24 protein-coding genes and 3 other RNA genes are annotated in these 22,717 nt (G+C 66.6%); 23 read left to right on the top strand and 4 right to left on the bottom strand.

The window, feature by feature from the left end:
- The first annotated feature begins 530 nt into the window (after nt 1-530).
- From ACCQ05_RS02005 to ACCQ05_RS01965, 9 genes are all read left to right on the top strand, one after another.
- Nucleotides 531-812, top strand: coding sequence for a hypothetical protein (locus ACCQ05_RS02005; protein ID WP_003486531.1), 282 nt, complete (start codon nt 531-533; stop codon nt 810-812).
- A 44-nt stretch (nt 813-856) separates the two neighbouring features.
- Complete coding sequence (locus tag ACCQ05_RS02000) at nt 857-1,123, top strand: hypothetical protein (protein ID WP_372392768.1); 267 nt, start codon at nt 857-859, stop codon at nt 1,121-1,123.
- A 76-nt stretch (nt 1,124-1,199) separates the two neighbouring features.
- The gene (locus tag ACCQ05_RS01995; protein WP_228962620.1) at nt 1,200-1,793 is read left to right on the top strand and encodes a DUF4142 domain-containing protein; all 594 of its coding nucleotides are present in this window, start codon (nt 1,200-1,202) and stop codon (nt 1,791-1,793) included.
- Between the two features lie 198 nt (nt 1,794-1,991).
- Nucleotides 1,992-2,879 (top strand): TIGR01777 family oxidoreductase, encoded by an 888-nt coding sequence (locus ACCQ05_RS01990; protein ID WP_372392767.1) that lies wholly within the window; start codon nt 1,992-1,994, stop codon nt 2,877-2,879.
- Nucleotides 2,880-3,035: 156 nt separating this feature from the next.
- A complete protein-coding gene (locus tag ACCQ05_RS01985; protein WP_372392766.1) occupies nt 3,036-3,701 on the top strand; it encodes a response regulator transcription factor in 666 nt (221 codons plus the stop codon).
- Nucleotides 3,698-4,891 carry an ATP-binding protein gene (locus tag ACCQ05_RS01980; protein WP_372392765.1) on the top strand — a complete coding sequence of 398 codons (1,194 nt, stop codon included), beginning with the start codon at nt 3,698-3,700 and terminating at the stop codon, nt 4,889-4,891. Before ACCQ05_RS01985 ends, ACCQ05_RS01980 begins: the two co-directional genes overlap by 4 nt.
- Nucleotides 4,892-4,940: 49 nt before the next feature.
- Nucleotides 4,941-5,026, top strand: a non-coding RNA gene (locus ACCQ05_RS01975) — sX9 sRNA.
- Nucleotides 5,027-5,134: 108 nt separating this feature from the next.
- Entirely contained in the window at nt 5,135-5,425 is a 291-nt protein-coding gene (locus ACCQ05_RS01970) for a hypothetical protein (RefSeq protein WP_372392764.1), read from the top strand.
- Nucleotides 5,426-5,489: 64 nt separating this feature from the next.
- The gene (locus ACCQ05_RS01965; RefSeq protein ID WP_372392763.1) at nt 5,490-6,149 is read left to right on the top strand and encodes a DUF3313 domain-containing protein; all 660 of its coding nucleotides are present in this window, start codon (nt 5,490-5,492) and stop codon (nt 6,147-6,149) included.
- Nucleotides 6,150-6,597: 448 nt separating this feature from the next.
- On the opposite strand, the gene ACCQ05_RS01960 is transcribed toward ACCQ05_RS01965, so the two are convergent.
- Nucleotides 6,598-7,404, bottom strand: coding sequence for a histidine biosynthesis protein HisIE (locus tag ACCQ05_RS01960; RefSeq protein WP_372392761.1), 807 nt, complete (start codon nt 7,402-7,404; stop codon nt 6,598-6,600).
- A gap of 244 nt (nt 7,405-7,648) precedes the next feature.
- Here ACCQ05_RS01960 and ACCQ05_RS01955 point away from each other — a divergent pair, with 244 nt between their 5' ends.
- The 11 genes from ACCQ05_RS01955 (at nt 7,649) to ACCQ05_RS01905 (ending at nt 16,654) form a co-directional block, all read left to right on the top strand.
- Nucleotides 7,649-9,085 (top strand): Do family serine endopeptidase, encoded by a 1,437-nt coding sequence (locus ACCQ05_RS01955; protein WP_228962627.1) that lies wholly within the window; start codon nt 7,649-7,651, stop codon nt 9,083-9,085.
- 116 nt (nt 9,086-9,201) lie between these two features.
- On the top strand, nt 9,202-9,564 hold the full coding sequence (locus tag ACCQ05_RS01950) for a hypothetical protein (RefSeq protein ID WP_029221506.1): 363 nt from the start codon (nt 9,202-9,204) through the stop codon (nt 9,562-9,564).
- 3 nt (nt 9,565-9,567) lie between these two features.
- Nucleotides 9,568-10,053, top strand: coding sequence for a phage holin family protein (locus tag ACCQ05_RS01945; RefSeq protein ID WP_372392760.1), 486 nt, complete (start codon nt 9,568-9,570; stop codon nt 10,051-10,053).
- Nucleotides 10,050-10,433, top strand: a complete 384-nt coding sequence (locus tag ACCQ05_RS01940; protein WP_104541002.1) for a hypothetical protein — start codon at nt 10,050-10,052, stop codon at nt 10,431-10,433. Before ACCQ05_RS01945 ends, ACCQ05_RS01940 begins: the two co-directional genes overlap by 4 nt.
- 151 nt (nt 10,434-10,584) lie before the next feature.
- Entirely contained in the window at nt 10,585-11,691 is a 1,107-nt protein-coding gene (locus ACCQ05_RS01935) for an AI-2E family transporter (RefSeq protein ID WP_104541003.1), read from the top strand.
- 109 nt (nt 11,692-11,800) lie between these two features.
- The gene (locus ACCQ05_RS01930; protein ID WP_372392759.1) at nt 11,801-12,538 is read left to right on the top strand and encodes an HAD family hydrolase; all 738 of its coding nucleotides are present in this window, start codon (nt 11,801-11,803) and stop codon (nt 12,536-12,538) included.
- A 40-nt stretch (nt 12,539-12,578) separates the two neighbouring features.
- The gene (locus ACCQ05_RS01925; protein WP_228962632.1) at nt 12,579-13,949 is read left to right on the top strand and encodes a leucyl aminopeptidase family protein; all 1,371 of its coding nucleotides are present in this window, start codon (nt 12,579-12,581) and stop codon (nt 13,947-13,949) included.
- Between the two features lie 131 nt (nt 13,950-14,080).
- Complete coding sequence (locus tag ACCQ05_RS01920) at nt 14,081-14,614, top strand: hypothetical protein (RefSeq protein WP_372392757.1); 534 nt, start codon at nt 14,081-14,083, stop codon at nt 14,612-14,614.
- 135 nt (nt 14,615-14,749) lie between these two features.
- A non-coding RNA gene (locus ACCQ05_RS01915) (sX9 sRNA) lies at nt 14,750-14,825 on the top strand.
- 198 nt (nt 14,826-15,023) lie between these two features.
- On the top strand, nt 15,024-16,115 hold the full coding sequence (locus ACCQ05_RS01910) for a catalase family peroxidase (RefSeq protein WP_372392756.1): 1,092 nt from the start codon (nt 15,024-15,026) through the stop codon (nt 16,113-16,115).
- Nucleotides 16,112-16,654: a cytochrome b gene (locus ACCQ05_RS01905; RefSeq protein ID WP_372392754.1), complete on the top strand. Its 543-nt coding sequence runs from the start codon at nt 16,112-16,114 to the stop codon at nt 16,652-16,654. Before ACCQ05_RS01910 ends, ACCQ05_RS01905 begins: the two co-directional genes overlap by 4 nt.
- Nucleotides 16,655-17,036: 382 nt before the next feature.
- Here ACCQ05_RS01905 and ACCQ05_RS01900 read toward each other — a convergent pair whose 3' ends face one another.
- The gene (locus ACCQ05_RS01900; RefSeq protein WP_372392753.1) at nt 17,037-17,825 is read right to left on the bottom strand and encodes a ThuA domain-containing protein; all 789 of its coding nucleotides are present in this window, start codon (nt 17,823-17,825) and stop codon (nt 17,037-17,039) included.
- Between the two features lie 159 nt (nt 17,826-17,984).
- Here ACCQ05_RS01900 and ACCQ05_RS01895 point away from each other — a divergent pair.
- Nucleotides 17,985-18,061, top strand: a non-coding RNA gene (locus ACCQ05_RS01895) — sX9 sRNA.
- Nucleotides 18,062-18,093: 32 nt separating this feature from the next.
- Here ACCQ05_RS01895 and ACCQ05_RS01890 read toward each other — a convergent pair.
- A complete protein-coding gene (locus tag ACCQ05_RS01890; RefSeq protein ID WP_228962637.1) occupies nt 18,094-18,696 on the bottom strand; it encodes a response regulator transcription factor in 603 nt (200 codons plus the stop codon).
- An 81-nt stretch (nt 18,697-18,777) separates the two neighbouring features.
- Nucleotides 18,778-19,965, bottom strand: coding sequence for a sensor histidine kinase (locus ACCQ05_RS01885; protein WP_372392752.1), 1,188 nt, complete (start codon nt 19,963-19,965; stop codon nt 18,778-18,780).
- 429 nt (nt 19,966-20,394) lie between these two features.
- On the opposite strand from ACCQ05_RS01885, the gene ACCQ05_RS01880 reads away from it, so the two are divergent.
- Both ACCQ05_RS01880 and ACCQ05_RS01875 read left to right on the top strand, forming a co-directional pair.
- On the top strand, nt 20,395-21,639 hold the full coding sequence (locus ACCQ05_RS01880) for an efflux RND transporter periplasmic adaptor subunit (RefSeq protein ID WP_372392750.1): 1,245 nt from the start codon (nt 20,395-20,397) through the stop codon (nt 21,637-21,639).
- A 383-nt stretch (nt 21,640-22,022) separates the two neighbouring features.
- Nucleotides 22,023-22,712: an ABC transporter ATP-binding protein gene (locus ACCQ05_RS01875; protein ID WP_104541011.1), complete on the top strand. Its 690-nt coding sequence runs from the start codon at nt 22,023-22,025 to the stop codon at nt 22,710-22,712.
- Nucleotides 22,713-22,717: the final 5 nt, after the last annotated feature.

Raw genomic sequence — 22,717 nt, 5'->3', positions numbered from 1 at the left:
AGATCACCACGATCAGGCTGATGGCCACACGCCCCCCGCGAAGTTCCAGTAACGCATGCCACCACACACGTGCTTCGGGTGTTCCGCTGGCGTAATGAGGCTTCCGACGACTGCTTTCGCTGTCCTGCATCCTGAGTGCTCTCTCCATAACGTCATTGAATACCTTAATGATCAGACGTTACACAGGTGTGGAGCGGTTCAGAATCTTCCGTAAAATGCGGCGCTGCACCGACGCCCCCGGCACCAATGCGTGCACGCAGAAGTGATTGCGCGATGGCAACTGAAACACATGCCGCAGCTACTGCGGCCATCACGAATGGCCATGTTGGGCGAGACGCTGCGCTATCGGTAACGCACGGCGAGGATGTATTGCGGTGTTAAGCAGACCTGCATGCATTGTGTGTAGACATGCCGGGAAAACTGACTAGTTAAGCATGCACGCGTGCAATAGTTGCGTTCGATGATCATCCGTTGACATACCCGTCGTTACCCTGCAGGTCAAGTTTGTTTACGCCGGAACGCACGCAGTTATGAGCAGAGACCCATCCGTCATCGATGTACAAGCCGAAATCGCGCACTGGCAGGCCCGGCATGCGCAGGGCAACCTGGGTGCAGGCAAGTTCAGCGAACTGTCCCCGGTGGTGAAGATGGCCTGCGATATCTATCTGCAGGCGCCGCGCTCGAGCGACCAGGAACGTCTGCGTCTGTTCCGCGATCGCCTCGAGCACCATTTCATTTCGTCCAGCACGCAATCCAACTACGAACAGTTGGCAACCGATTGCTGGCAGCGCCTGGGCGCGCGCAATAGTTGAGCCCGCATGTAGCACGCAAGACCCGTTATTCATTGGAGATCGTCATGAAGACCCCGTATCAAGTGCAGCAGGAGCTGGAGCGACTGGAGCGGCTGGTGCCGCACATCATCAGCGACCAGGGCGACCGCGCGGAGGAGATCCTTGGCTTCCATGTCGCCAGCCTGCTGGGCAGCGCGCCTGCCAGCGAGCACGCCACCATCCGTGAGCGCACCGCGCGCATGGCGCGCCTGTGTCGCACTGCGCAGGATGCAGTTCGCACACCGCTCAGACCCATGGGCATTACTCCGGTCGCCCAGCCGCAGTGGGCCTGACCGATACATCACCGGAGCCGCATCGCGGCTCCTTTGCATTTCACCGTCGGCAATGCCGACTCAATCCAGGACATCCATGAAATCCACTCTCGTTGCTGCATCGTTGCTGGCCATGCTGGCCCTGACCGCCTGCGATCGTCCCGGTGGCGACACCTCGCGCACCGCACCGGCGGTGTCGCCGGAACCGACCGCCGCGCCGGTCAGTGGCAGCGGTGCGACCGAACTGGCGAAGGGCGACGGCGGGGCGTTGGGCGTGCTGGCCGCAATCGACGAAAACGAGATTGCACTGGCCAAGCAGGCCATTGCGCAGGATCTGGGCGGCGCCACTGCCCAGTTCGCCGAACAGATGCTGCACGACCATGAGTCCAACCTCGAAAAGACCAAGGCGCTGGGCGCCAAGGACAGCCCGCGTGCGCAGGCGATGCGTGCCAAGGGCAAGGCTGCCGTGGACGCGCTGGCCAAGACGCTGACATTGCCCGACGGCAAGGACGCGTACCGTAACGCCTTCATGCGCACCATGGTCAGCGACCATGGCGACACCATCAAGATCCTCGATTCGGAGCTTCTGCCCGCTGCCGAGAGCGCAGCGGTCAAGCAGCACCTGGAAGAGACCCGCCGCGTGGTATCGGCTCACTTCGAGCGCGCCCACGCGGTGTCGTCCTCGCGCTAAGCGACGCCACCCATGCAGCTTGCAGCGCGCCGGCCAGTCCGGCGCGTTTGCGTTGGGATACACCGGTGCGTCCGGCGCTGTGCACCGGCACGGCGTTGCGTCGACCACTGCAGCGCCATCGCTTCGACCACGCAGCTTCACTGCGCCTGGGCTGGCGCTGTCCTATGGTGCCCGCTCGACCCGGCCCAGGAGCCTTACATGCGTTTGCTCATCACCGGCGGCACCGGTTTCATCGGCCAGGCCCTGTGCCCGGCGCTACTGCATGCCGGCCACCAAGTCAGCGTGCTGACCCGCGATACGCGTCGTGCCGGCCGCGTCCTTCCCGGCGTCACCGCCGTGGCGACGCTGGACGGGATGCAGGCCGAAGCGGTGATCAACCTGGCGGGCGAGCCGCTGGCGGCCGGGCGCTGGACCGAATCACGCAAGCAGCGCTTCCGCGACTCGCGGCTGGGCATCACCCGCCAGCTGCACGACTGGATCGCAGCGCAATCGCCGCAGCAACGCCCCTCGATACTGATCTCCGGCTCGGCGGTGGGCTATTACGGAGAACGTGGCGACACCGCGCTGACCGAAACCGACAGCGCCGGCAACGACTTCTCGGCGGTGCTATGCCGCGACTGGGAAGCCGAAGCCGCCCGCATCGGCGCGCTCGGCCCACGGGTGAGCTGGGTACGCACCGGCATCGTGCTGGATCGCGACGGCGGCGCACTGGCGCGCATGCTGCCGGCATTTCGTTTCGGCGGTGGCGGGCCGTTCGGCGATGGCCGGCACTGGATGAGCTGGATCCACCGCGCCGACATGGTTGCGCTGCTGCTCTGGTTGCTGCAGCACGGGCAGGCCGGCGCCTACAACGCCACCGCACCCAATCCGGTGACCAATGCGCAGTTCGCCCGCACGCTGGCCAAGGTGCTGCATCGCCCGGCGCTGCTGGCGCTGCCGGCCGGGCTGCTGCGGCTGGGGTTCGGCGAAATGGCCGAGCTGCTGCTGATCAGCCAGCGGGTGCTGCCGCAACGCGCGCTCGATGCCGGGTTTCGCTTCCAGTACACGCAACTGGACGCTGCCCTGCGCGCCATCGTGCAACGCTGAGCCGCCGGCACCGGTCGCTGGACGGCCACGGACCGACCGGTGCCCGCACCGCGGCCACGCCCTGCTGGTGGCAAGCCATGCACTAATATTTGCCTAATGCCCCTCTCCGACAGTGGCGCGGATCTCGGACTGGCCCTAGTGCCCGGCGGAACCTCTATGCACCTGCTCCTGGTCGAAGACGACGCCATGCTGGCCAATGCCATCTGCGAGGGTGTGCGCCAGCAATACTGGACCATCGACCACGTCGACAGCGCCGGCGCAGCCAAGACCGCGCTGGTGGACCACCGCTACACCGCGGTGCTGCTGGATATCGGCCTGCCCGGCGAATCCGGGCTGATGGTGCTCCGCTTCCTGCGCGGCCATTACGACGCCACCCCGGTCATTGCGCTGACCGCACGCGGCCAGCTCACCGATCGCATCCGCGGGCTGGATGCCGGCGCCGACGACTACCTGGTCAAGCCGTTCCAGTTCGACGAGCTGATGGCACGGCTGCGTGCGGTCGTCCGGCGCAGCCAGGGCCGCGTGGTACCGCTGCTCGGCCAGGGCGATGTCAGCGTGGACCCGAGCAGCCGCAAGGTCACCAAGGCCGGCAAGTGGGTGGCGCTGAGCGCGCACGAGTATCGGCTGCTGCTGGCATTGATGGAGCGCGCCGGCCGCGTGGTCACCAAGGACCAGCTGGAAGAAGGCGTGTACGGCGGCCCTTCGGAGGGCGGCAGCAACATGATTGCGGTCTACGTGCACCAGCTGCGGCGCAAACTTGGCGAGGACCTCATTTCCACCGTGTATGGCCAGGGCTACATGGTCGGCAAGGCACCGGAATGAAGTCCCTGCAGGCGCGCATGCTGGCGGCGCTGGCGGCCATCGTCCTGCTGAGCTGGTCCACCTCGCTGTGGATCCTGGTCGCGCTGGTCACCCAGGGACACCACAGCGTCTTCGAGCAGGAACTCAACCTGCTTGGCGACGAATTGGTCAGCGTGCTGCCCGATACGCTGCAACACCGCTTCGACACGCCTGCCGCGCTGTCCACCCAGGCCGACCCCCAGGCCATCAGCGGCATTGCCTCATCCCGCATCAGCTTCAAGCAGACCCTGATCGCGATGACGCTCAATACTGCGCAGCTGGGCATTCTGGGCCTGCTGGTGTGGTGGGCGGTACGCACCGCGCTGAACCCGCTGCGCAGCGTGTCTGACGCCATCGCACAACGCACCGGCCTGGACACCGAGCCGGTCCCGCTGGATCGCGTGCCCGACGAGATCCGCCCACTGATCGATGCGTTCAACACCCTGCTGGCGCGTGTGGAAAAAGCCGTACAGGCCGAGCGCGACTTCGTCGCCGACGCCGCGCACGAACTGCGGACACCCCTCTCGGCGCTGCACGCCTATGCGGAAGTGGCATTGCGCGCGCCCACCTTGCAGGCCAAGGACGCAGCGCTGCACCAGTTGCTGGAAACCGCGCGCCGCAGCAACCGGTTGGCCGAGCAGCTGCTGGATCTGGCACGGCTGGATGCCGGCATCAGCTCGGCGGCGTACCAGCGCGTGGAGATGGGCGAACTGATGTCGCATGTGCTGGACGAGTTCAGCGTGCAGGCCGATGCACGCCAGATCGATCTGCACATCGCCGCCGCACCCTGCCTGCTGTGCTGCGACGTGGATGCGGTCGGCGTCCTGATCCGCAATCTGGTCGACAACGCCATCCGCTATGGACGCAGCCACGGCCTGGTGGAAGTGAGTTGCGGCTATTGCCTGCGCGCCGAGGTGCTGCATCCGTTCGTGCAGGTCAGCGATGACGGCCCCGGCGTACCGGATGCCGCGCGCGCCTCCATCTTCGAGCGGTTCTATCGTGTGCACGGCAGCGAGGTGCAGGGCAGCGGCATCGGGCTATCGCTGGTGGCCGGCATCGCACGCCTGCACGGTGCAAGCATCGAAACCTGCGAGGGCAACGAGGGGCGTGGTTTCTGTGTGCGCGTGGTGTTTTGCGGCGACCACGTCCCACCGCAGCCCAAGAGCGGCTGACAAGACCCCTGCGCTCACCGCCAGGCGCGCGGTCGGTGCCCGGATCGGCATGTACCCGTACACCCCGGTCCCCCTGCGCGCGCTGCACCACGCGGTCTGCACCCACCTGACGGCTGCTCGCCACCTTTGTGAGCCGGATCCAGACCGGTCACGCGCACCGACACGTCTGCCGGCCGCATCCAATAACTTTCCAAACCTGCCTGCCTACAGTGCACACACCGCACGCATCCAGGATGCAAGGTGATGATGTACTCGCCCCGTTCCACTCCGAGCCCAGCTACCACCCCGGGGCTGTCGACGCCGCGCAGCGCGGCAAACGACGGCCTGATCGCCACTGTCGGCGATGCACCAGCATTGGCGGATTTCCGCTGCGGCCGCACCGGCATCGGCAACCGCGACATCTGGTGCGCGCTGCCGGATATCCGCAGCGCGCGCACGCTGCGCCGCCTGCAGCGCTGGGCCACACGTGGCGTGTTGTTTGCCGCCTCCGGCCTGGCCTTTGCGCTGGCCCTGGCCAGCGCGCTGCTGCATTGAAGCCGGCATGCGCGCAGCCGCCATCCCGACCCCGTTCCACTTCCGCCATCGCAGGCCCGTCACCATGTCCCAGCGCCTCATCCGTTGCTGCACGCTCGCACTCGCCGGCCTTGCACTGGTCGGCTGTGCCAGCACCGGCCCGGTGCCTTACCGCCAGCTGCCCTCGTCCAGCTATCTGCGCCCACACGACGGCAGCCGCGGCAATCGCATGCCGTATGCGTATCACCGCGAGGTGGACTGGTCGCGCTACCGCACCGTCCTCGTCGAGCCGGTCGCCATTTACCGTGGCCCGGATGCGCAGTTCGAGAACGTCTCCGAGCAGGACAAGCGCATGCTCGCCGACGACATGCAGCAACAATTCGGCGATGCCATCGCACGGCGCTGGCGACCCACGTCCTTGGCCGATCATGACACCTTGCGGATTCGCATGACCCTGACCGGCGCAAAGCCCAGCAAACGCGTACTGGGAACCTTGATGAAGGTGGACCTGGGCGGTGGCTCCTACAACGCCGTGCAGGCCGCACGCGGCAAGCAAGGCGCATTCTCCGGCTCGGTGAGCTACGCGGTGGAGATCTTCGACGCGCAGACCGATCGCCTGCTCGCCGCCTATGTCGAAAAGCAGTATCCAAGTGCCATGAACATCAAGGCCAGCCTGGGCGCCTATGACGCGGCAAAGGCAGGGATTCGCAAGGGCGCCGAGCAGTTGGTTGATGGGGTGGAGTAGCTGGGATTTGGGATTTGGGATTTGGGATTCGGGATTCGGGATTCGGGATTCGGGGTGTAGCAACTGCGCCGTAGGGATAGATCGGGCCCTGATTTTTATTCTTGCTGTCGGCGCTTTTCGCTGCTGATTCTTCACATAGGCCACCGGGCACCGCCTTCCCTTCTCCCCCCGGGAGAAGGTGCCCCGCAGGGGCGGATGAGGGTACGCGCTGCGCGCCGCGTCATTGCTAGAACGGCACGATCGGCATGTCTTGCTCACTTCGAATCTACGCGCTGCAAGGAGTTCGTCGGTAACGACCCGATGGCTGGTGCTCCGTCGGAGCAACGCGCTTTACGGAGATGCCTGTCCATTGCAGGGATCACCCTCGCCCACAAAAAAAACCGGCGCTGTGCGAACAGCGCCGGTCCTCTTTCGATACCGCATGCGACACGCCCGATGGCGCGACGCCTCAGCGCGTGACCCGCTTGGCAACCTTCTTGCCCACGGCCTTGCGGGCGGCCGTGGTCTTGGCCACTGCACGCGTTGCCGGGGTCTTGGTCACCTTGGCCGCCTTCTTCAAGGCCGTCTTGGTCGCCGTCTTCTTCAGCGGCGCTTTCTTGACCGCAGCCTGCCTGGTGGCAGTCTGCTTGGCCACCGGCGCCTTCTTGGCAAGGTTCTTGGCCGCCGACTTTTTCACCGCCGCGGATTTGGCAGCCGCCTTCTTGGCCGCCGTGCGCGCACCCACCGCCGCCACGGCAGTCTTGCGCGCCGCTTTCTTGGCTGCGGTCTTGGCCGTCAACGCAGCGGCTTCGGCCTTGGCGTTGGCCTTGGCGGTCTCCAGCTTCTGCCTGGTGGCGGCCTTGGTGGTGGCGATCTTCTTCTTGGCCGCGGCACTGGTGTTGCTCAGCGTCTGCTTGGCGGCGTCCCTGGTCGAAACGAGCTTCTGCTTGGCCGCATCCTTGGTGGCCACCAGCTTGTCCTTGGCAGCGTCCTTGGTCGCACTCAACGAGCGCTTGGTCTTGGCCACGCGGCGCTTGACGGCGCCGGCCGCTTCGCCGGCCTTCTCCACCACGCGCTGCTCGGCCGTGACCACCGCCTTGCGTGCCTTGGCAACACGCGTCTTGACCTCTTCCACCGCTGCACCGGCCGCTTCCTGCACGTTGTTCACCGCTTCGCTGGTGGTGCTGGCGAGGGTGTCGGTCAGTTCGGTGGCGGTGCTCTTTACGCTCTCGACGGCGTCGGACAGGGTTGTCGTCACACCATTGCCGTTGCTCATAGACCCTCCTTAAGGGCATCAGTGCGGAAAACGCGGGCGATGCGCGAGAGCATGCGAATGCTGAACAGGCATCGGACGAAGCGGACGCTACGCCGGGCCCCTCGCGCTGTCAACGCGCGGGCAACCCTCGGCTGCGTGCCGCTTTCACCGGCAGTTAAATTGCCGACTGGCACTCTCGTTCAGCTTGATTTACGCAGTCCCACGCCCTATTCCTTTTCTCACCGCGTAACCCGGAATCCGTTCCATGCGACCGCTTCCCACCCTGCTGACGCTTTCCCTGGCCGCCGCCTTCGGCGGCTTCGCCGCTACCGGCATCAACGCCTGGCTGGACAATCGCGCCGAAGCCACGCCAGGCGGCAATGCGACCTTCACCTTGCCGACGGCGGCCGCGTTGCCGGCGGCCGTCGCCGGCCAGCCGGTGCCTTCATTGGCCCCGATGCTGCAACAGGCGATGCCGGCAGTGGTCAGCGTCAACACCAAGCAGGTGGTGCGGGTCCGCAACCCGTTCTTCGACGATCCCATCCTGCGCCGGCTGTTCCCGCAGGTACCGCAGGACCGCATCAACGAGTCGCTGGGCTCGGGCGTGATCATCGATGCGCAGAAGGGCTACGTGCTGACCAACCACCACGTGATCGAAAACGCCGACGATGTGCAGGTGACGCTGGGCGACGGCCGCACCGTCAAGGCCGACTTCATCGGCTCCGATGCCGATACCGATATCGCGCTGATCCGCATCAAAGCCGACAACCTCACCGACATCAAGCTGGCCGACAGCAATCAGCTGCGCGTGGGCGATTTCGTGGTGGCGATCGGCAACCCGTTCGGGTTCACCCAGACCGTCACCTCCGGCATCGTATCGGCCGTGGGGCGCAGCGGGATTCGCGGGCTGGGCTACCAGAACTTCATCCAGACCGACGCTTCGATCAACCCGGGCAATTCCGGCGGTGCGCTGGTGAATCTGCAGGGCCAGCTGGTGGGCATCAACACCGCCAGCTTCAACCCGCAAGGCAGCATGGCCGGCAACATCGGCCTGGGCCTGGCGATTCCGTCAAACCTGGCGCGCAACGTGGTCGAGCAATTGGTGACCAAGGGCGTGGTGGTGCGCGGCACCCTGGGCCTGGAAACCCAGAACCTCACCCAGGACATGCTGCGTGGGCTGGGCGTGGATTCGCTGCGCGGCGCGCTGGTAACGCGCGTGTTGCCCGGCTCCGCCGCTGCCGCTGCCGGCGTGCAGCCAGGCGATGTGGTGGTGGGCGCCAACGACCAGCGCGTGGACAGCGCCGAAGCCCTGCACAACTACGAGGGCCTGCAGGCGGTGGGCAGCGCCGTGACGCTGGATATCCGCCGCGATGGCAAGCCACTCAAGCTCAAGACCACCTTGAAGGAACAGGATCGCGCGGTGACCGGCGACATGCTGGACCCACGGCTCAGTGGCGCCACCTTCGTGGACCTGCCCGAATCGCTGCGTCAGTCCGGCATCACCGGGGTGATGGTCAGCGAGGTCAAACGCGGTGGACGCGCGGCAGCCAACGGCCTGGTGTCCGGCGATGTCATCGTGGCCAGCAGCGTGGGCGAGTTCGCCGACCTGGCCAGCTGGCGCGCCAACTTCCAACGCAAGCCGCAACAACTGGTGGTGCGTATCCTGCGTGGCAACGCGCAATACGACGCGCTCATGCGTTGAGGCGGTGTGCAGCGTGGCCCGCCTCCACTAACGCCTCCTACACCCCCCCGATGCTATTGCTAGATCACGACCGCACGTGAGTGGCGGCTGCCCTCAATGACCGAAGGAGATATCGCATGAGCCCCACCAATACCGAACAGCTGAAGGACAACCTGAGCGAAGCCGGCACCCACCTGAAGTCGGCCGCCAGCGCTGCAGGCGAAGCCGTCAAGGGCGCCACCAGTGCCGCTGGCGATGAGCTCAAGCTCGGCCGCGCCAACGTCAAGGCCGAACTCTCCGATTCCGCCCTGGCCGGCATGGCCGCTGCCGAGTTCGGCGGTGCCGCCGCCAAGGAGCAGATGGATGTGCTGGTTGCCAAGGGCAACGACCTGCTCGACAGCGCCACCGATCTGATCCGCGAGCGCCCGCTGGCCGCCTTCGGCGTGGCCTTTGCCGCCGGTTGGGTCATCGCCAAGCTGGCACGCGGCAACGACAACTAAGTCGTGAGCGATCAGGCCTCTACCGCTGCCGATTCCGGCGCGCACCACGCGCGCCCGGAAACACCGGGACTGGACGAAAGCGTGCGTGCGGTCGGTGCTGCCGGCCGCGCCACGCTGGGCTCGGCCAAGGACACCAGCCGCGCATTGCGCCGGCTGGTGTCGGCCGATCTGCAGCTGGCACGCAGCGCCTTCGGACGCGGCCTGGCCTGGGCGTGCGTGGCCGTGGTGTTCGGCGCATCGTCGTGGCTGTTATTGGCCGGTGCCATCATCGCCCTGCTGCAGCGCGCCGGCTTGTCGTGGTTCCAGGCGATGTTCTTCACCGCACTGGCCAGCCTGTTGGTGACGGCCATTGCGGCATGGCGCGTGTTCTTCTATTTCGATCACACCGGCATGAATGCAACGCGACGTCAGCTGGTCAAGCTGGGCATCTTCGACGACAGCAGCGACGACGAGCCTACGACAGCGCCAGCCAGTGGAGCCCACCCATGAAGTTCGGCACCTTGCGTCAGCGCGTCGAACGCGCCGAATTCCTGGTCGAAGGCCGTGCGCAGGAAACCCGTCTGCACTGGAGACAACTGCGCACGACCTGGCGTGCCGGCTGGTCACCGGTGCGGATCGTGTTGGTCGGCTTCGGGCTGGGGTTTGTCACCGGCCGCAACGAGCCGCAGGCCGCGCTGGGCAGCATCGCCGGCAAACTGGGCGGCATTCCCAAGATCCTGCAGATGATCAGCACCCTCTCTGCGTTGTTTACCGCGCACCGCGCGCAGGAAGCGTCCGAACAGGCCGAACGCGCCGCCGACAATGCCGAGGAAGTCGCTGCCGATCCTCCGGTCACGGTGGTGCAGGTTCCGGTGGACCGCGCGGCCTGAGGCCGGTCTTGCGTCCGAAATGGCGGCGGCTGAGGCCGCCACCCCCGTCGTTGCAGTGACACGATGCGCACAGGCCCTGTGCGCGCTGTTGACGCGTTCTGCCGATAATGGCCCACCGCTGGCAGCACGCCAGTTCGCTGCCAGGGTGCGCATGTCTCTCTCCGTCGATTCGCTGGATCCTGCCGCACCGGCAGAGTCGCTTCCTCCGCCACCGGCACCGCGTCCGCGCGCTCCTGCCTCGCTGGTGGTGCTGGCCACGCTAGCCGTCGGCTACACGCTGTGGGCAGCGCAGACCATCATCCTGCCGATCATGCTGGCGGCGTTTTTTGCGCTGATCGGCAACCCCATCCTGCGCGGACTGCGCAAGCTGTACATCCCGCGGTTTCTCGGCGCGTTGCTGGTGCTGTGCCTGGGTCTGGCGGGCACGGTCGCGCTGGCCGCGCAGCTGGCCGGCCCGGCGGCCGAATGGGTGCAGCAGGCGCCGCGACAGATGCGCCAGATTGCGCGCGACGTACGCGATTTCACCAAGCCGGTGATGCAGGCCAACCAGGCGGCCGAGAACTTCGCACGCGCGGCCGGCGGCGAAGGCCAGCGCGGTGTACAGATCGTGCGCACCCAGATGGACGACCCGTACAAGGCGCTGGTGCGCACGCCCAAGCTGGCCGCCTCGGTGCTTGCGGTGGTGCTGCTGACCTTCTTCTTCATGGTCTATGGCGAAAGCCTGCAACGGCATGCGATCGCCCTGTTGCCCAACCGACAGCAGCAACGCTTCACGACCGAGATCATGCTGGACATCGAGCGCGAGGTGTCGCGCTATGTCCTCACCATCAGCGTGATCAACACCCTGGTCGGCCTGATCTTTGCGGGCATCCTGTCTGTCCTGCAGATTCCACTGCCGGAGGCCTTGCTGTGGGGCACGGTGGTGGCGCTGTTGAATTTCGCGCCCTACGTCGGCCCGCTGATCGGCGTACTGCTGATGCTGCTGATGGGCTTTGTGGAGTTCCGCACCACGCTGTCTTCGCTGCTGCCAGCCATCCTGTACCTGGCGCTGCACACGATCGAAGGCCAGGTTGTCACCCCCATCGTGCTGGGCCGCCGCATGGCGATCTCACCGCTGATGCTGATCCTGGCGCTGATGCTGTTCGGCTGGCTATGGGGCATGATCGGCCTGCTGCTAGCGGTGCCGCTGCTGGTCTGCATCAAGATGGTGCTGAGCCGGGTGGAGGGCATGCAACGCTGGGCGAGGCTGCTTGAGTAGCCGGGATTTGGGATTGGAGATTCGGGATTGGCAAACGCAACGCGCAGCTGCCGCTGCCAATCCCCAATCCCGATTCCCCAATCCCAACGCAAGACCGTAAAATCTTGCGATGAGCTTCCACATCAGCGCCATCACTCTCGACCTCGACGATACGTTGTGGCCTTTCGCACCGATCGGTGCGCGTATCGACCAGGTGTTGTACGACTGGATGCGCGAGCACAGTCCGGTCACCGCCGAGCGCTTTCCGGTGGAGGCCATGCGCGAGTTGCGAGAACGCAGCTTCGCCGACAACCCGCAGCTGCATCATGACCTGAGCGCGCTGCGCCGGTTGACGCTGGAAATGGCCTTGCGCGAAAGCGGCGGCGATCTGGCGCTGGTGGAGCCGGCCTACGAAGTGTTCTATGCCGCGCGCAACCAGGTGGAATGCTACCCGGATGCGCTCGATGCGCTGGCACGCATGGCCCGGCACGTGCCGGTGGCCGCGCTCAGCAACGGCAATGCGGACCTGCAGCGTATCGGGCTGATGCATCACTTCGCCTTTCAGCTGGGCTCGCGCGAACACGGCAGCGCCAAGCCGGAGGCCAGCATCTTCCTGGCCGCCTGCGCACGCCTGGACGTGCCGCCAGCACAAGTGCTGCATGTGGGCGACCACGTGCGCATGGATGTGCTCGGCGCGCTGGATGCCGGGCTGCGCGCGTGCTGGATCAACCGCGACGGCGCGCAGTGGTCGCACCCGACCCAGCAGCCGGACCTGGAATTCGACAGCCTCACCGGGCTGGCCGATTGGCTGGATGCCCAGCAACCGCACCCCGGCGCCGCGCGCGATGGCATCTGCCTTCCCGCCTGAGCCGCCCCCGTCTGGCGCACGGCGCCATTGAAGGATGCCCATGTCGCACCTCACCGGTTTTACCGACCCCACCGCCGCCGCGCTGCCGCTGCATGTGCTCGACCGCGAAGGCTTCGCGCACTGGTGCGCCGGGCAGCCCACGCGCGTGCTGGCGTGGGCGCAGGCACAGCGGTTCGATGCCGCGCCGGGCAGCGTCTTGCTGCTGCCGGACGACCAGGGCCTGGCAGGAGCGGTCATCGGGATCGGCGACCGCGCCGATGCCTACGCCTATGCGCATGCGCCGATGGCGTTGCCGCCGGCCAGCCGCTGGACCGTGGCGACCCCGCTGGATGATGCCGAGCAGGCGCTGCTGCACCTGGGCTGGGGGCTGGGCGCCTACCGCTTTGCGCGCTACCGCAAGGTACCGCGCGCACCGGCCGAACTGGCGGCCACGCCGTCTGCAGCGACGCGCGCCCTGATCGAGGCCTGCATTCGCGTGCGCGACTGGGTCAACACGCCCACCGAGGACATGGGCCCGGAGCAGCTGGAAGCGGCCACCCGTGCAGTGGCGCAGGCCCACGGCGCGCAGGTGGAGGCGATCGTGGGCGATGCGCTGCTGGCGCAGAACTTCCCCACCATCCACGCGGTGGGCCGCGCCTCGCATCGTGCGCCGCGGCTGATCCAGCTGCAGTGGGGCGATGCCGCGCATCCGCAGCTGGTGCTGGTCGGCAAGGGCGTGTGCTTCGACACCGGCGGGCTGGATCTCAAACCCGCCGATGGCATGCGCAACATGAAGAAGGACATGGGCGGCGCCGCCCATGCGCTGGCACTGGCCGGGCTGGTGATGGCGCAGCACTTGCCGGTGCGGCTCACCCTGCTGATTGCCGCAGTGGAAAACGCCGTAGGCCCCAATGCCTTCCGCCCCGGCGAGGTGCTCACCACCCGCGCCGGCGTCACCGTGGAAGTGGACAACACCGATGCCGAAGGCCGGCTGGTGCTGTGCGATGCACTGAGCTACGCCACCGAGCAAAAGCCCGATCTGATCCTGGATTTCGCCACGCTCACCGGCGCCGCACGCATCGCGCTGGGCCCGGATTTGCCGGCGTTGTTCGCCAACGACGATGCGCTGGCACAGGCCTGGATCGACGCCGGCGAGCAGACCCGCGACCCGGTCTGGCGCATGCCGTTGTGGCGGCCTTACCTGCGCTATCTCAACAGCCACGTGGCCGACATGGCCAACGCCGGCTCGCGCATGGCCGGCGCGGTGACCGCGGCGCTGTATCTGGAGCGCTTCGTGGCACCAGGCCAGCCATGGGCACATCTGGACGTCTATGCCTGGAACGACAGCGACCGCCCGGGCCGCCCGGCCGGCGGCGAAGCGCTGGCGTTGCGCTCGGCGTTTGCGATGCTTCAGCAGCGCTACGGCGGCTGAGTGCAGCCAGCGCTGCGACCAGGCGTTCGCCCGCCCGGTAAGCTCAGGATCGAATGACGCGATCCAGGCATTGCACGATCTGATCATGGCTACGCCACGGCGAGCTGCTTCAAGCACGGCGACGGACACGCATGTACCGACTCGGACACCTGAAAGATGGGCAGTGGTGCGCTCACTCGCATCCGGCGGTCTTTGACTCCACGGACCGCATCGTGGCGGGTGTTCCGGGCGGAGATCCTGTCATTTTCGAGCGCCTGACCGAGTGCATGGAACCGCCGTATTACCTGCTGTATCTCCTCCACACCTCGCGTGGCGAGGCAGAACCAGGCCGCTACCAAACTCCTGCGCTGGAACTCGCTGACGTCAAGGCGTTCTTGTCGCGTTTTGGCGCATTTCTTTCAGCAGATGCTCGCTATGACCTGTGGGCGCATTCGCCTACCAGCCAAGCGACGGTGGTCTGGGACCGCCATGACCAGTTATTCGCCTACGGCCCTCTCGCACGATTTTCGGCAGCATTGCAGGCGATGGGTTTCACCCGAGGCAAGACCGTGGTTCCCACGCCGCACGAACATCATTACCGACCGGAGTTCGATCGGTTGGCCAAAGAATTACTGACGATGTTCGATTGGTCGTTTTCACCGCTTCGTAGCGAAGATGCGCAATGAACGTGTCGGGTTGGCGAAATGCTGTCGGCCATAAGCATCGCTTGGCTGATTGAACGCGGCCACCAACACTGCTGCGTAGCCGTCAGGCTGGCGTGGCCGGTGCTCGGTGCTCGGTGCTCGGTGCTCGGTGTGAGCGTGTACCACGCGTACACTCCGGTGCTGAGCGCGCATCCACGCCCACCTGCCGACTGCTCGCGACCTTCCGTCAGCCGCTCTGAATCATTGTGTCCCGTTCATGCCTGCAGCGGGACATGCGCATCGCGCCGGGCCTCCCGGCACCGTAGTCCATCACACGCTCAAGGCGGCTTCTTCCGGATGATGCGAGACGGGCGTGCTCGGCTGCGGCGATGAAAGCATTGCCGCGCGACAGTGAGCGGGCTGCCCACTGCATCCAAGACCGGAGCCAGCCATGCCGTTGCCACCTCCCTCCCCCGGACACACGCGCCGCCCGGTGCTGCCGTTGCTGGGCATTGCCGCCATCGCCGGTGGGATCGCCATCGCCTTTGCATGGACCGCCGGCTGGATCGGCGGCGACCGGCTCACCGCCGCGCGTATGACCGATACCATCGAATCCAGCGGGCCGCCGCATCCGGGTTTTCGGCGCGCGCATAGCAAGGGCGTATGCGTGAGCGGGCAATTCCAGTCCAGCGGCAAGGCGAGCTGGCTATCGTCGGCACGCGTCTTCGGCCAGACCAGCACGCCGGTGCTGGGACGGATGTCGATCGGCGGTGGCGACCCGCATGGCGCCGATGGACAGGCGCGCGTGCGCAGCATGGCGCTGCTGCTGCGCAGCGACGACGGGCAGGAATGGCGCACGGCCATGAACAGCTTTCCGTTCTTCGTGGTGGCCACGCCGGCCGGTTTCCAGGCCTTGAACATGGCCTCCAGGCCCGACCCGGCCACCGGCAAACCGGATCCGGAAAAACTCGCGGCGTTCGGCAAGCAGTATCCGGAGGCGGCCAAGTTCCAGCAGTGGGCCAAGACCGCGCCCTGGTCCGATAGCTGGGCCAATACGCAGTACAACGGCGTCAACGCCTTCCGCGCGATCGCGGCCGACGGGCGCGAGCGCTACATCCGCTGGTCGATGCGCCCGCATACGCCGTTCAAGGAATTGAGCGCCGAGCAACGCAAGCAGGCCGATGGCGATTTTCTCGCCACCGACCTGCAGGCGCGGCTGGCGCAGGGGCCGCTGCGCTGGGACATGGTGCTGACCGTGGCCGAACCCGGCGATGCGGTGGACGATCCCTCGCAGCCGTGGCCGCAGAGCCGCAAGCAGATCGTCGCCGGGACGCTGACCCTGGAGCATGCGCAACCGCAGGCCAGCGGGCCGTGCCGCGATCTGAACTACGATCCGCTGATCCTGCCCAAGGGCCTTGCCGCCTCCAACGACCCGATCCTGGCCGCGCGCTCGTCGGTGTATGCGCAATCGTTCAACCGTCGCGAGCGCGAGATCGCCAGCGGCAAGGGCAGTGCCGCCACCGGCCAGGGAGCCCATCGATGAGCCGCCCGACGCACTTCAATATTCCCGCGCGCGTGCTGCATTGGCTGATGGCCGCGATGATCCTGACCATGCTGTTCGTCGGCGTCGGCATGGTCGCCTCGGTGACGCAACGGCCGTGGTTGATCGACCTGCATCGCCCACTGGGTATCGCGATCCTGGTCCTGGCCGTGCTGCGCCTGATCAACCGCCTGCGCCATCGCCCGCCGGCACTGCCTGCGGACCTGCCGGCCTGGCAGAAGGCTGCGGCGATCGCCTCGCATTGGCTGTTGTATGCATTGATGCTGGGCATGCCGCTGATCGGCTGGGCGATGCTGTCGGCCGGTGGCTACCCGATCGTGCTGTGGCCAGGCGCCAACCTGCCGGCGATCGCGCCGCACGATCCGACGCTGTATGCCTGGCTGCGCAGCGCGCATGGCTGGCTGGCGTACCTGCTGTTCGCCACCGTGCTGGGGCATCTGAGCGCGGCGCTGTTCCATGCCTGGGTACGCCGCGATGGCGTGTTTTCCAGCATGGCGCGTGGGGAGCGGTCGGCGCATTGATGGATTGGATGGGGGGAAGACGGCGTGCACGAAGTGAGTTCACTGCGTGACCGTACCCTCACCACCGCTCCGCGTCCCGGCCTGCGCTTGCGGCGCAGGCGCTCCAAGGCACGCGCGCCCGTGTCGCGCAACCCGTGCTTTCTCGCCCCCGAGGGAGAGGGGCTTGATCTGCCTTCTCCCGTCGGGAGAAGGTGCCCCGCAGGGGCGGATGAGGGTGCGGGCGAAGCCTCGCAATTCTCATTCCCAGGTGGCTTCACCTCGTACCCTCACCCCAACCCCCGCTCCGCGCCCAGGCCCGCGCTTGCGGCGCGGGCGCTCCAAGGCCCGCGCGCCGGTGGCGCGCAAGCTGTGCCTTCTCGCCCCGCAGGGAGAGGGCCAGTGCTTAACGCCGGCGATTTGCTTTGGCCGCTGATGCAGGCACTTCGATGCCCTTGCCGGTCGCCGCCCAGTAAATGCCGCCGTACAGATGATCCAGGTAGCGCGGGTCGTTGTATGCCTCGGCCAGGTGACCAAGCGCCGTTGCGAAGACGCGGCCGCCCTCGAAATGGTGGTACCACGCCACCGGGTGGTGCTTGCCCATGCCCTTGGCGACCTGGCCCGGCCAGATCAGCGTGGGGTCGTAGCTGGTTTCGTCCACCGTCAGCAGCGTGACCAGATCGTCGCTGTAGGGCGGGTCGTACTCGTACCACTCATCGCTCCACACCCAGCGCTTGGGCAGGCCGGCGGTGGCCGGGAAGTTGGCGTCCACCACGTCGACCATCGCGGTCTGCAGGTAGGGATGGGTGCGGAACGAGCGACCGATCAACTGGTCGTACCACTCCCAGTTGCCGCGCTTGATCGCAAATGCCTTGTGCACGGCGACCACGCCGCCGCCGCTGCGCACGTAAGCCTGGAAGTTGGCGCGCTGGGCCGGATCCAGGTCGGTGGCCGGTGTGTTGAGCAGCACGATGGCCGCGTACTGCGAAAGATCGCCATCGAAGGCCTTGGCATTCCATGCCCACACTATCTCCACATAATGCTTGCGCGCCATCGCTTCGAACTGCGGCTTGGCGACGGGGATATAGTCGTGGTGATACTGGTTGGGAATAGCCGCCACCAGGATCTTGAATTGCTCGGCGGAGGCATTGAATGCGCAGGCCAGCAGCAGGCCCAACAGCCACAGAGATTTCATGCAGTGCGCTCGCAACGATCAGGTCGGCCGGCAGTGTACCTGCGCGGCCAGGCCATGCCTTCGCGGGACGATGATTGCATCTACAAAGAAGCAACAACCGATTCGGTTTGACCATGGGCGCCTAACCAAACTGTGGCGCGGCCCGTGCTCGGGATGCTCAAGCACCACGCGTGCATCCCGGTTGTGAGTGCGCCGCCCACGCGTACCTCACCACTGCTCGCTACGATTGCTCAGCCCGTGCACGCGTTTGTTGCATCGGTTTGGCTGCCTACAACCAGCCCTTCTGCCGCGCCAGCCGATACGCTTCGATGCGATTGGCCACGCCCAGCTTGCCGATGCATTCGGACAGATAGTTGCGCACGGTGCCGTGCGACAGCTGCAGCTGCTGGGCGATCTCGCTGGCCGAGCGGCCTTCGCCGGCCAGGCGCAACACCGTGCGTTCGCGCTCGCTTAACGGGTCCGCTTCCACCCACGCATCCAGCGCCAGTTGCGGGTCGATCACCCGGCCGCCACGATGCACCTGGCGCAAGGCGCTGACCAGTTGCTCGGCCGGCGCGTCCTTGAGCAGATAGCCGGCCACGCCGGCATCCAGCGCGCGCCGCAAAAACCCGGGGCGCGCAAAGGTCGTCACGATCATGACCCGCACCGGCAGGGCCTGGCGCTGGATGCGCTGGGCCAGTTCCAGGCCGCTCAACCCGGGCATTTCGATATCGGTGACCAGCACGTCCGGCTGTAGCCGTTGCAGCTCGCGCCAGGCGCCCTCGCCGTCGCCGGCACTGCCGACCACGTCGATATCGTCTTCCAACCCGAGCAGGGCCACCAGCGCGCCACGCAGCAAGGCCTGGTCTTCGGCCAACAACACCCGGATCATCGCTCGCGCTCGCAGTTGTGCAACGGTTGCGCACGATAACAGCGCGGGCCGGCGACGTGCAGCGGCCGGGCCGGTGAGCGCTCAGCGCGGTTGCGGCACCAGGGGCAGCGGCAATGGGGGGTGCCCTGCATCGGACATGGGCTGCGGCAACGGCACGCTGGCGCGCAGGCGCATGCCGCGGGGCAGCGCGTCCACCTCCAACGCGCCTCCCAGAGCCTGCAGGCGCGCACGCATGCCATCCAGGCCATTGCCGGGCACGATTACCCCGCCGCGCCCATCGTCGGTGACGTCCAGTACCGCCCGGCCGTCGTGCGCGCGCAGACTCACCCGGACCCGTCTGGCCTGGGCGTGGCGTTGCACGTTGGTGGCTGCCTCGCGCACCACCAGCGCCAGAGCGGTCTCGTGCTCGGGCGGCAGGGGCAGCGCGTCCAGCGCGTGTTCCAGCACGATGCCGTCCATGTCCAGCAGCACCTTTGCCGAGGCCAGCTCGGCCACCAGGCCAGCGGCGCGGATACCGGTGACGGCGCGGCGCACCTGTGCCAGGGCATCGCGTGAGATCTGCGCCACTGCATCGATCTCACCGCGCGCCGCCTGCGGATCGCGCGCGATCAGGCGCGCGGCCAGATCGGATTTGAGTGCCACCAGCGACAAGGTGTGGCCGAGCAGGTCGTGCAGATCGCGGCCGATGCGCTCGCGCTCGGCGGTGGCCGCCAGCCGACGCACTTCGTCCTGCGACAGGCGCAGCAATGCGTCCTTGCGCTCGTTGATGCTGTACACCGCGCCGACCGCGGCCATGCGCAGCACCGACACCGGCAACCACACCAAGCCCTGCCAACCCAACCCGAGCCAGCGCGCCCAGGCCAGATACAGCGCGTTCATCAGCAGCAGGATGGCGAAATGCCGCCACAGCGCATGCCGCGTGGAAGGGCGCAGGCTCAGGCAGGCAAACACGAAGTAGCTGATGCCCGAGGCGTACACCGGCAGCAGCGCGGCACTGAGCGCCCCCATCGCCCAGGCATAGCGGTACAGCGTGTCGCGCGGCGCCAGCAACATGCGCGCATACAGCAGCAGAAACAGCGGATACGACAGCACCGTACACAACAGCCAGGTGCTGTCATAGCCACGCGGGGAGAACACCGGCACCACGAACACCCAGGCCGACCACAGCAGGTGCACGCAGTCCATCCACGGCGACTGGCCTTGCGCCAGGCGTGCGGCCACTTGCGAAGTTGCGGCCGGACGAAGCCAGGCAGGGAGCCTTGCATGCATCAGAGTGGGTCCTTGTCGTTGCGCGGATTCTGCCACTGCCGGGTCCGCCTGGGCACGCGGCGTCGCAGAGTGATCCCGATCAGCGGCCTCATGCATGCGCCTGCTCACGCGCAGCCCTCGCGCAACGCGTGGCTGCGCGGCCCGCACGGCGGTGTTTCCTTGAAGCGGTGCTGGTGCATACAGGATCCTGTGGTGGCTCGATAGCGACAGCCTGCGTGTCTGCACCACTGGCGCACAGTCGCGCCTGTCATGGCCTGCGAATGACAGCTGTCACTGGCAGGTGGTGCGCTCGGGCCGCATGCTGCACGGCATTGCCACTGCACCGATCGCCCTACCGTTTGTCGCCGCGTTGGGGTTGGTGACTTCCGGCAGCTTGCGGCGCGCCTTGCAGGCGGTCACATTCTGCGCAGCCTTCTGTCCTGGTTCTCGATGAACACTTCCGCCGATCTGCTCAAGCAACTTCGCATCGACCGCCAGCGCCCTGCCGCGCCACCGCCCGCACGCCGCAGCGGCTGGATCATCGCCGTCATCATCCTGGTGCTGGTGCTGGCAGCGGCGGCGTGGTGGTTCACCCGCACTCCGGTGGTCAAGGTGCAGACCGCACCGGTGGTGGCGATCAGTGCCGGCAGCAGCAGCGCCTCGGTACTGGACGCGTCCGGTTACGTGGTTGCCCGGCGCATGGCCACGGTCTCGGCCCAGGTCACCGGCAAGGTGCGCGAGGTGATGATCGAAGAAGGCATGCGCGTCGAACAAGGCCAGGTGATGGCCACGCTCGACCCGCTGGATGCCGATGCGCAGCGGACGCTGTCGGCCTCGCAGCTGTCGGCCGCGCGCAGCCAGGTCGACAACGTGCAGGCGCAGCTGGCGGTGGCCAATGCCGATGCCACGCGTCTGCAGTCGCTGGTCGGCGCGCAGCTGGTATCGCGCTCGCAGTACGAACAGGCCACCGCGCAGCGCGATGCCTTGCGTGCGCAGTTGCAGAACGCGCAACGCAACGTGCAGGTGGCATCGGACCAGCTGGCCATTGCCGGCATCCGTTCGGACTTCAACGTGGTGCGCGCGCCGTTCGCCGGCGTGGTCACCGCCAAGGCGGCGCAGCCGGGCGAAATCGTCTCGCCGTTGTCGGCCGGCGGCGGTTTCACCCGCACCGGGATCGGCACCATCGTGGACATGGAGTCGCTGGAGATCGAAGTGGAAGTCGGCGAGTCCTACATCGGCCGCGTGCAACCGAAGATGCCGGTGGAAGCGGTGCTCAACGCCTACCCGGACTGGAAGATTCCCGGCGAGGTGATCGCCATCATTCCCACCGCCGACCGCGGCAAGGCCACGGTAAAGGTGCGGGTGGCCTTCAAGGTCAAGGACGCGCGCATCGTGCCGGAAATGGGCGTGCGGGTGAGTTTCCTGGAGCAGGCCAAACCGCAGCAGGCGTCCAAGCCGCAGGGCGTGCGCGTGCCGGCCGCCGCGCTGGTCGAACGCGATGGCGCCACGCTGGCATTCGTGGTCGGTGAACGCAACACCGTGGCCGCCAGGCCCGTCACCACCGGCATGGCGATGGGTCAGGACCGGCAGGTGGTCGCCGGTTTGAATGCAGGCGACAGCGTGGTGCTCGACCCGCCGCAGACCTTGCAGGACGGCGACACGGTAGCCGAAGCGGAGCCTGACACGACCGAATAGCCATGCGTGACCGCGGCGGGCAGATGCCGCGGCCGCGGTGCAGTCCGTGCTGTCGTTGTTGCTGTGCGCGGATGCCGCGTTGTCGCACCAAAGCAGGTGTGGGCTGGAACTGGTGATAGCAGCGGTGCACAGGAGCAGCGATGCTGTCGACCCGGGCGAGCCCAGGATACTTCGTGCAGTGACTGCATCGGCCACGCGTGCGGCGCAGTCAGTTGTCGATGCACCCAGTTGTTGAAGTTGTATCCCTCGATCGCACCCACCAGAGTTGTTCAGCACCTTGTTACATCGCTGCCACGGCAGCGCCATCCGCCCCGCCGCTTGTGCAGTCGCCGTCGCCGTGCCGCCCATCGCTTCCCTCTTCCCTTGCATCGCCAGGACTCGCCATGACCGCTCTTGTCAGCTTGCGCAACATCACCAAGACCTACCAACGCGGCCCCGAGCAGGTGCAGGTGCTGCACGGCATCGATCTGGAAATTGCCAGCGGCGATTTCGTCGCGCTGATGGGGCCCTCCGGCTCGGGCAAGACCACCTTGCTCAATCTGATCGGCGGCCTGGACAGCCCCAGCGGCGGCGAAATCGAGATCGAGGGTGAACGCATCGATCGCATGAGCGGCGGACAGCTCGCCACCTGGCGCAGCCATCACGTCGGCTTCGTCTTCCAGTTCTACAACCTGATGCCGATGCTCAGCGCGCAGAAGAACGTGGAACTGCCGCTGCTGCTGACCTCGCTCAATGCCGCACAGCGCAAAAAGAATGCAGAGATCGCATTGACCCTGGTCGGCCTGCAGGAACGCCGCAGCCACAAGCCCAACGAACTGTCCGGTGGCCAGCAACAGCGCGTGGCGATCGCGCGCGCCATCGTGTCCGACCCGACCTTCCTGATCTGCGACGAACCCACCGGCGATCTGGACCGCCAGAACGCTGAGGAAATCCTGCGCCTGCTGCAGGAACTCAACCGCGAACACGGCAAGACCATCGTGATGGTGACCCACGACCCCAAGGCCGCCGAGTACGCCACCCACACCATCCATCTGGACAAGGGCGAGCTGGCCGACGCGCCGCTCGTGCTCTGAAGGAA

Source organism: Xanthomonas sp. NCPPB 3582 (assembly GCF_041475735.2).
Lineage (GTDB): Bacteria > Pseudomonadota > Gammaproteobacteria > Xanthomonadales > Xanthomonadaceae > Xanthomonas > Xanthomonas codiaei.
The sequence above is the reverse complement of the archived record's forward strand: the minus strand, read 5'-3'. Positions and strand labels throughout refer to the sequence as shown.

Bases quoted from the DNA above. Each gene is read 5' to 3' on its own strand.
- ACCQ05_RS01990 (WP_372392767.1), top strand. From the start codon at position 1,992: ATGCGTTTGCTCATCACCGGCGGCACCGGTTTCATCGGCCAGGCCCTG.
- ACCQ05_RS01885 (WP_372392752.1), bottom strand. From the start codon at position 19,965: ATGCATGCAAGGCTCCCTGCCTGGCTTCGTCCGGCCGCAACTTCGCAA.
- ACCQ05_RS01970 (WP_372392764.1), top strand. From the start codon at position 5,135: ATGATGTACTCGCCCCGTTCCACTCCGAGCCCAGCTACCACCCCGGGG.
- ACCQ05_RS02000 (WP_372392768.1), top strand. From the start codon at position 857: ATGAAGACCCCGTATCAAGTGCAGCAGGAGCTGGAGCGACTGGAGCGG.
- ACCQ05_RS01950 (WP_029221506.1), top strand. From the start codon at position 9,202: ATGAGCCCCACCAATACCGAACAGCTGAAGGACAACCTGAGCGAAGCC.
- ACCQ05_RS01935 (WP_104541003.1), top strand. From the start codon at position 10,585: ATGTCTCTCTCCGTCGATTCGCTGGATCCTGCCGCACCGGCAGAGTCG.
- ACCQ05_RS01965 (WP_372392763.1), top strand. From the start codon at position 5,490: ATGTCCCAGCGCCTCATCCGTTGCTGCACGCTCGCACTCGCCGGCCTT.
- ACCQ05_RS01900 (WP_372392753.1), bottom strand. From the start codon at position 17,825: ATGAAATCTCTGTGGCTGTTGGGCCTGCTGCTGGCCTGCGCATTCAAT.
- ACCQ05_RS01905 (WP_372392754.1), top strand. From the start codon at position 16,112: ATGAGCCGCCCGACGCACTTCAATATTCCCGCGCGCGTGCTGCATTGG.
- ACCQ05_RS02005 (WP_003486531.1), top strand. From the start codon at position 531: ATGAGCAGAGACCCATCCGTCATCGATGTACAAGCCGAAATCGCGCAC.
- ACCQ05_RS01880 (WP_372392750.1), top strand. From the start codon at position 20,395: ATGAACACTTCCGCCGATCTGCTCAAGCAACTTCGCATCGACCGCCAG.
- ACCQ05_RS01995 (WP_228962620.1), top strand. From the start codon at position 1,200: ATGAAATCCACTCTCGTTGCTGCATCGTTGCTGGCCATGCTGGCCCTG.
- ACCQ05_RS01920 (WP_372392757.1), top strand. From the start codon at position 14,081: ATGTACCGACTCGGACACCTGAAAGATGGGCAGTGGTGCGCTCACTCG.
- ACCQ05_RS01875 (WP_104541011.1), top strand. From the start codon at position 22,023: ATGACCGCTCTTGTCAGCTTGCGCAACATCACCAAGACCTACCAACGC.
- ACCQ05_RS01980 (WP_372392765.1), top strand. From the start codon at position 3,698: ATGAAGTCCCTGCAGGCGCGCATGCTGGCGGCGCTGGCGGCCATCGTC.
- ACCQ05_RS01955 (WP_228962627.1), top strand. From the start codon at position 7,649: ATGCGACCGCTTCCCACCCTGCTGACGCTTTCCCTGGCCGCCGCCTTC.
- ACCQ05_RS01925 (WP_228962632.1), top strand. From the start codon at position 12,579: ATGTCGCACCTCACCGGTTTTACCGACCCCACCGCCGCCGCGCTGCCG.
- ACCQ05_RS01960 (WP_372392761.1), bottom strand. From the start codon at position 7,404: ATGAGCAACGGCAATGGTGTGACGACAACCCTGTCCGACGCCGTCGAG.
- ACCQ05_RS01930 (WP_372392759.1), top strand. From the start codon at position 11,801: ATGAGCTTCCACATCAGCGCCATCACTCTCGACCTCGACGATACGTTG.
- ACCQ05_RS01985 (WP_372392766.1), top strand. From the start codon at position 3,036: ATGCACCTGCTCCTGGTCGAAGACGACGCCATGCTGGCCAATGCCATC.
- ACCQ05_RS01890 (WP_228962637.1), bottom strand. From the start codon at position 18,696: ATGATCCGGGTGTTGTTGGCCGAAGACCAGGCCTTGCTGCGTGGCGCG.
- ACCQ05_RS01910 (WP_372392756.1), top strand. From the start codon at position 15,024: ATGCCGTTGCCACCTCCCTCCCCCGGACACACGCGCCGCCCGGTGCTG.
- ACCQ05_RS01940 (WP_104541002.1), top strand. From the start codon at position 10,050: ATGAAGTTCGGCACCTTGCGTCAGCGCGTCGAACGCGCCGAATTCCTG.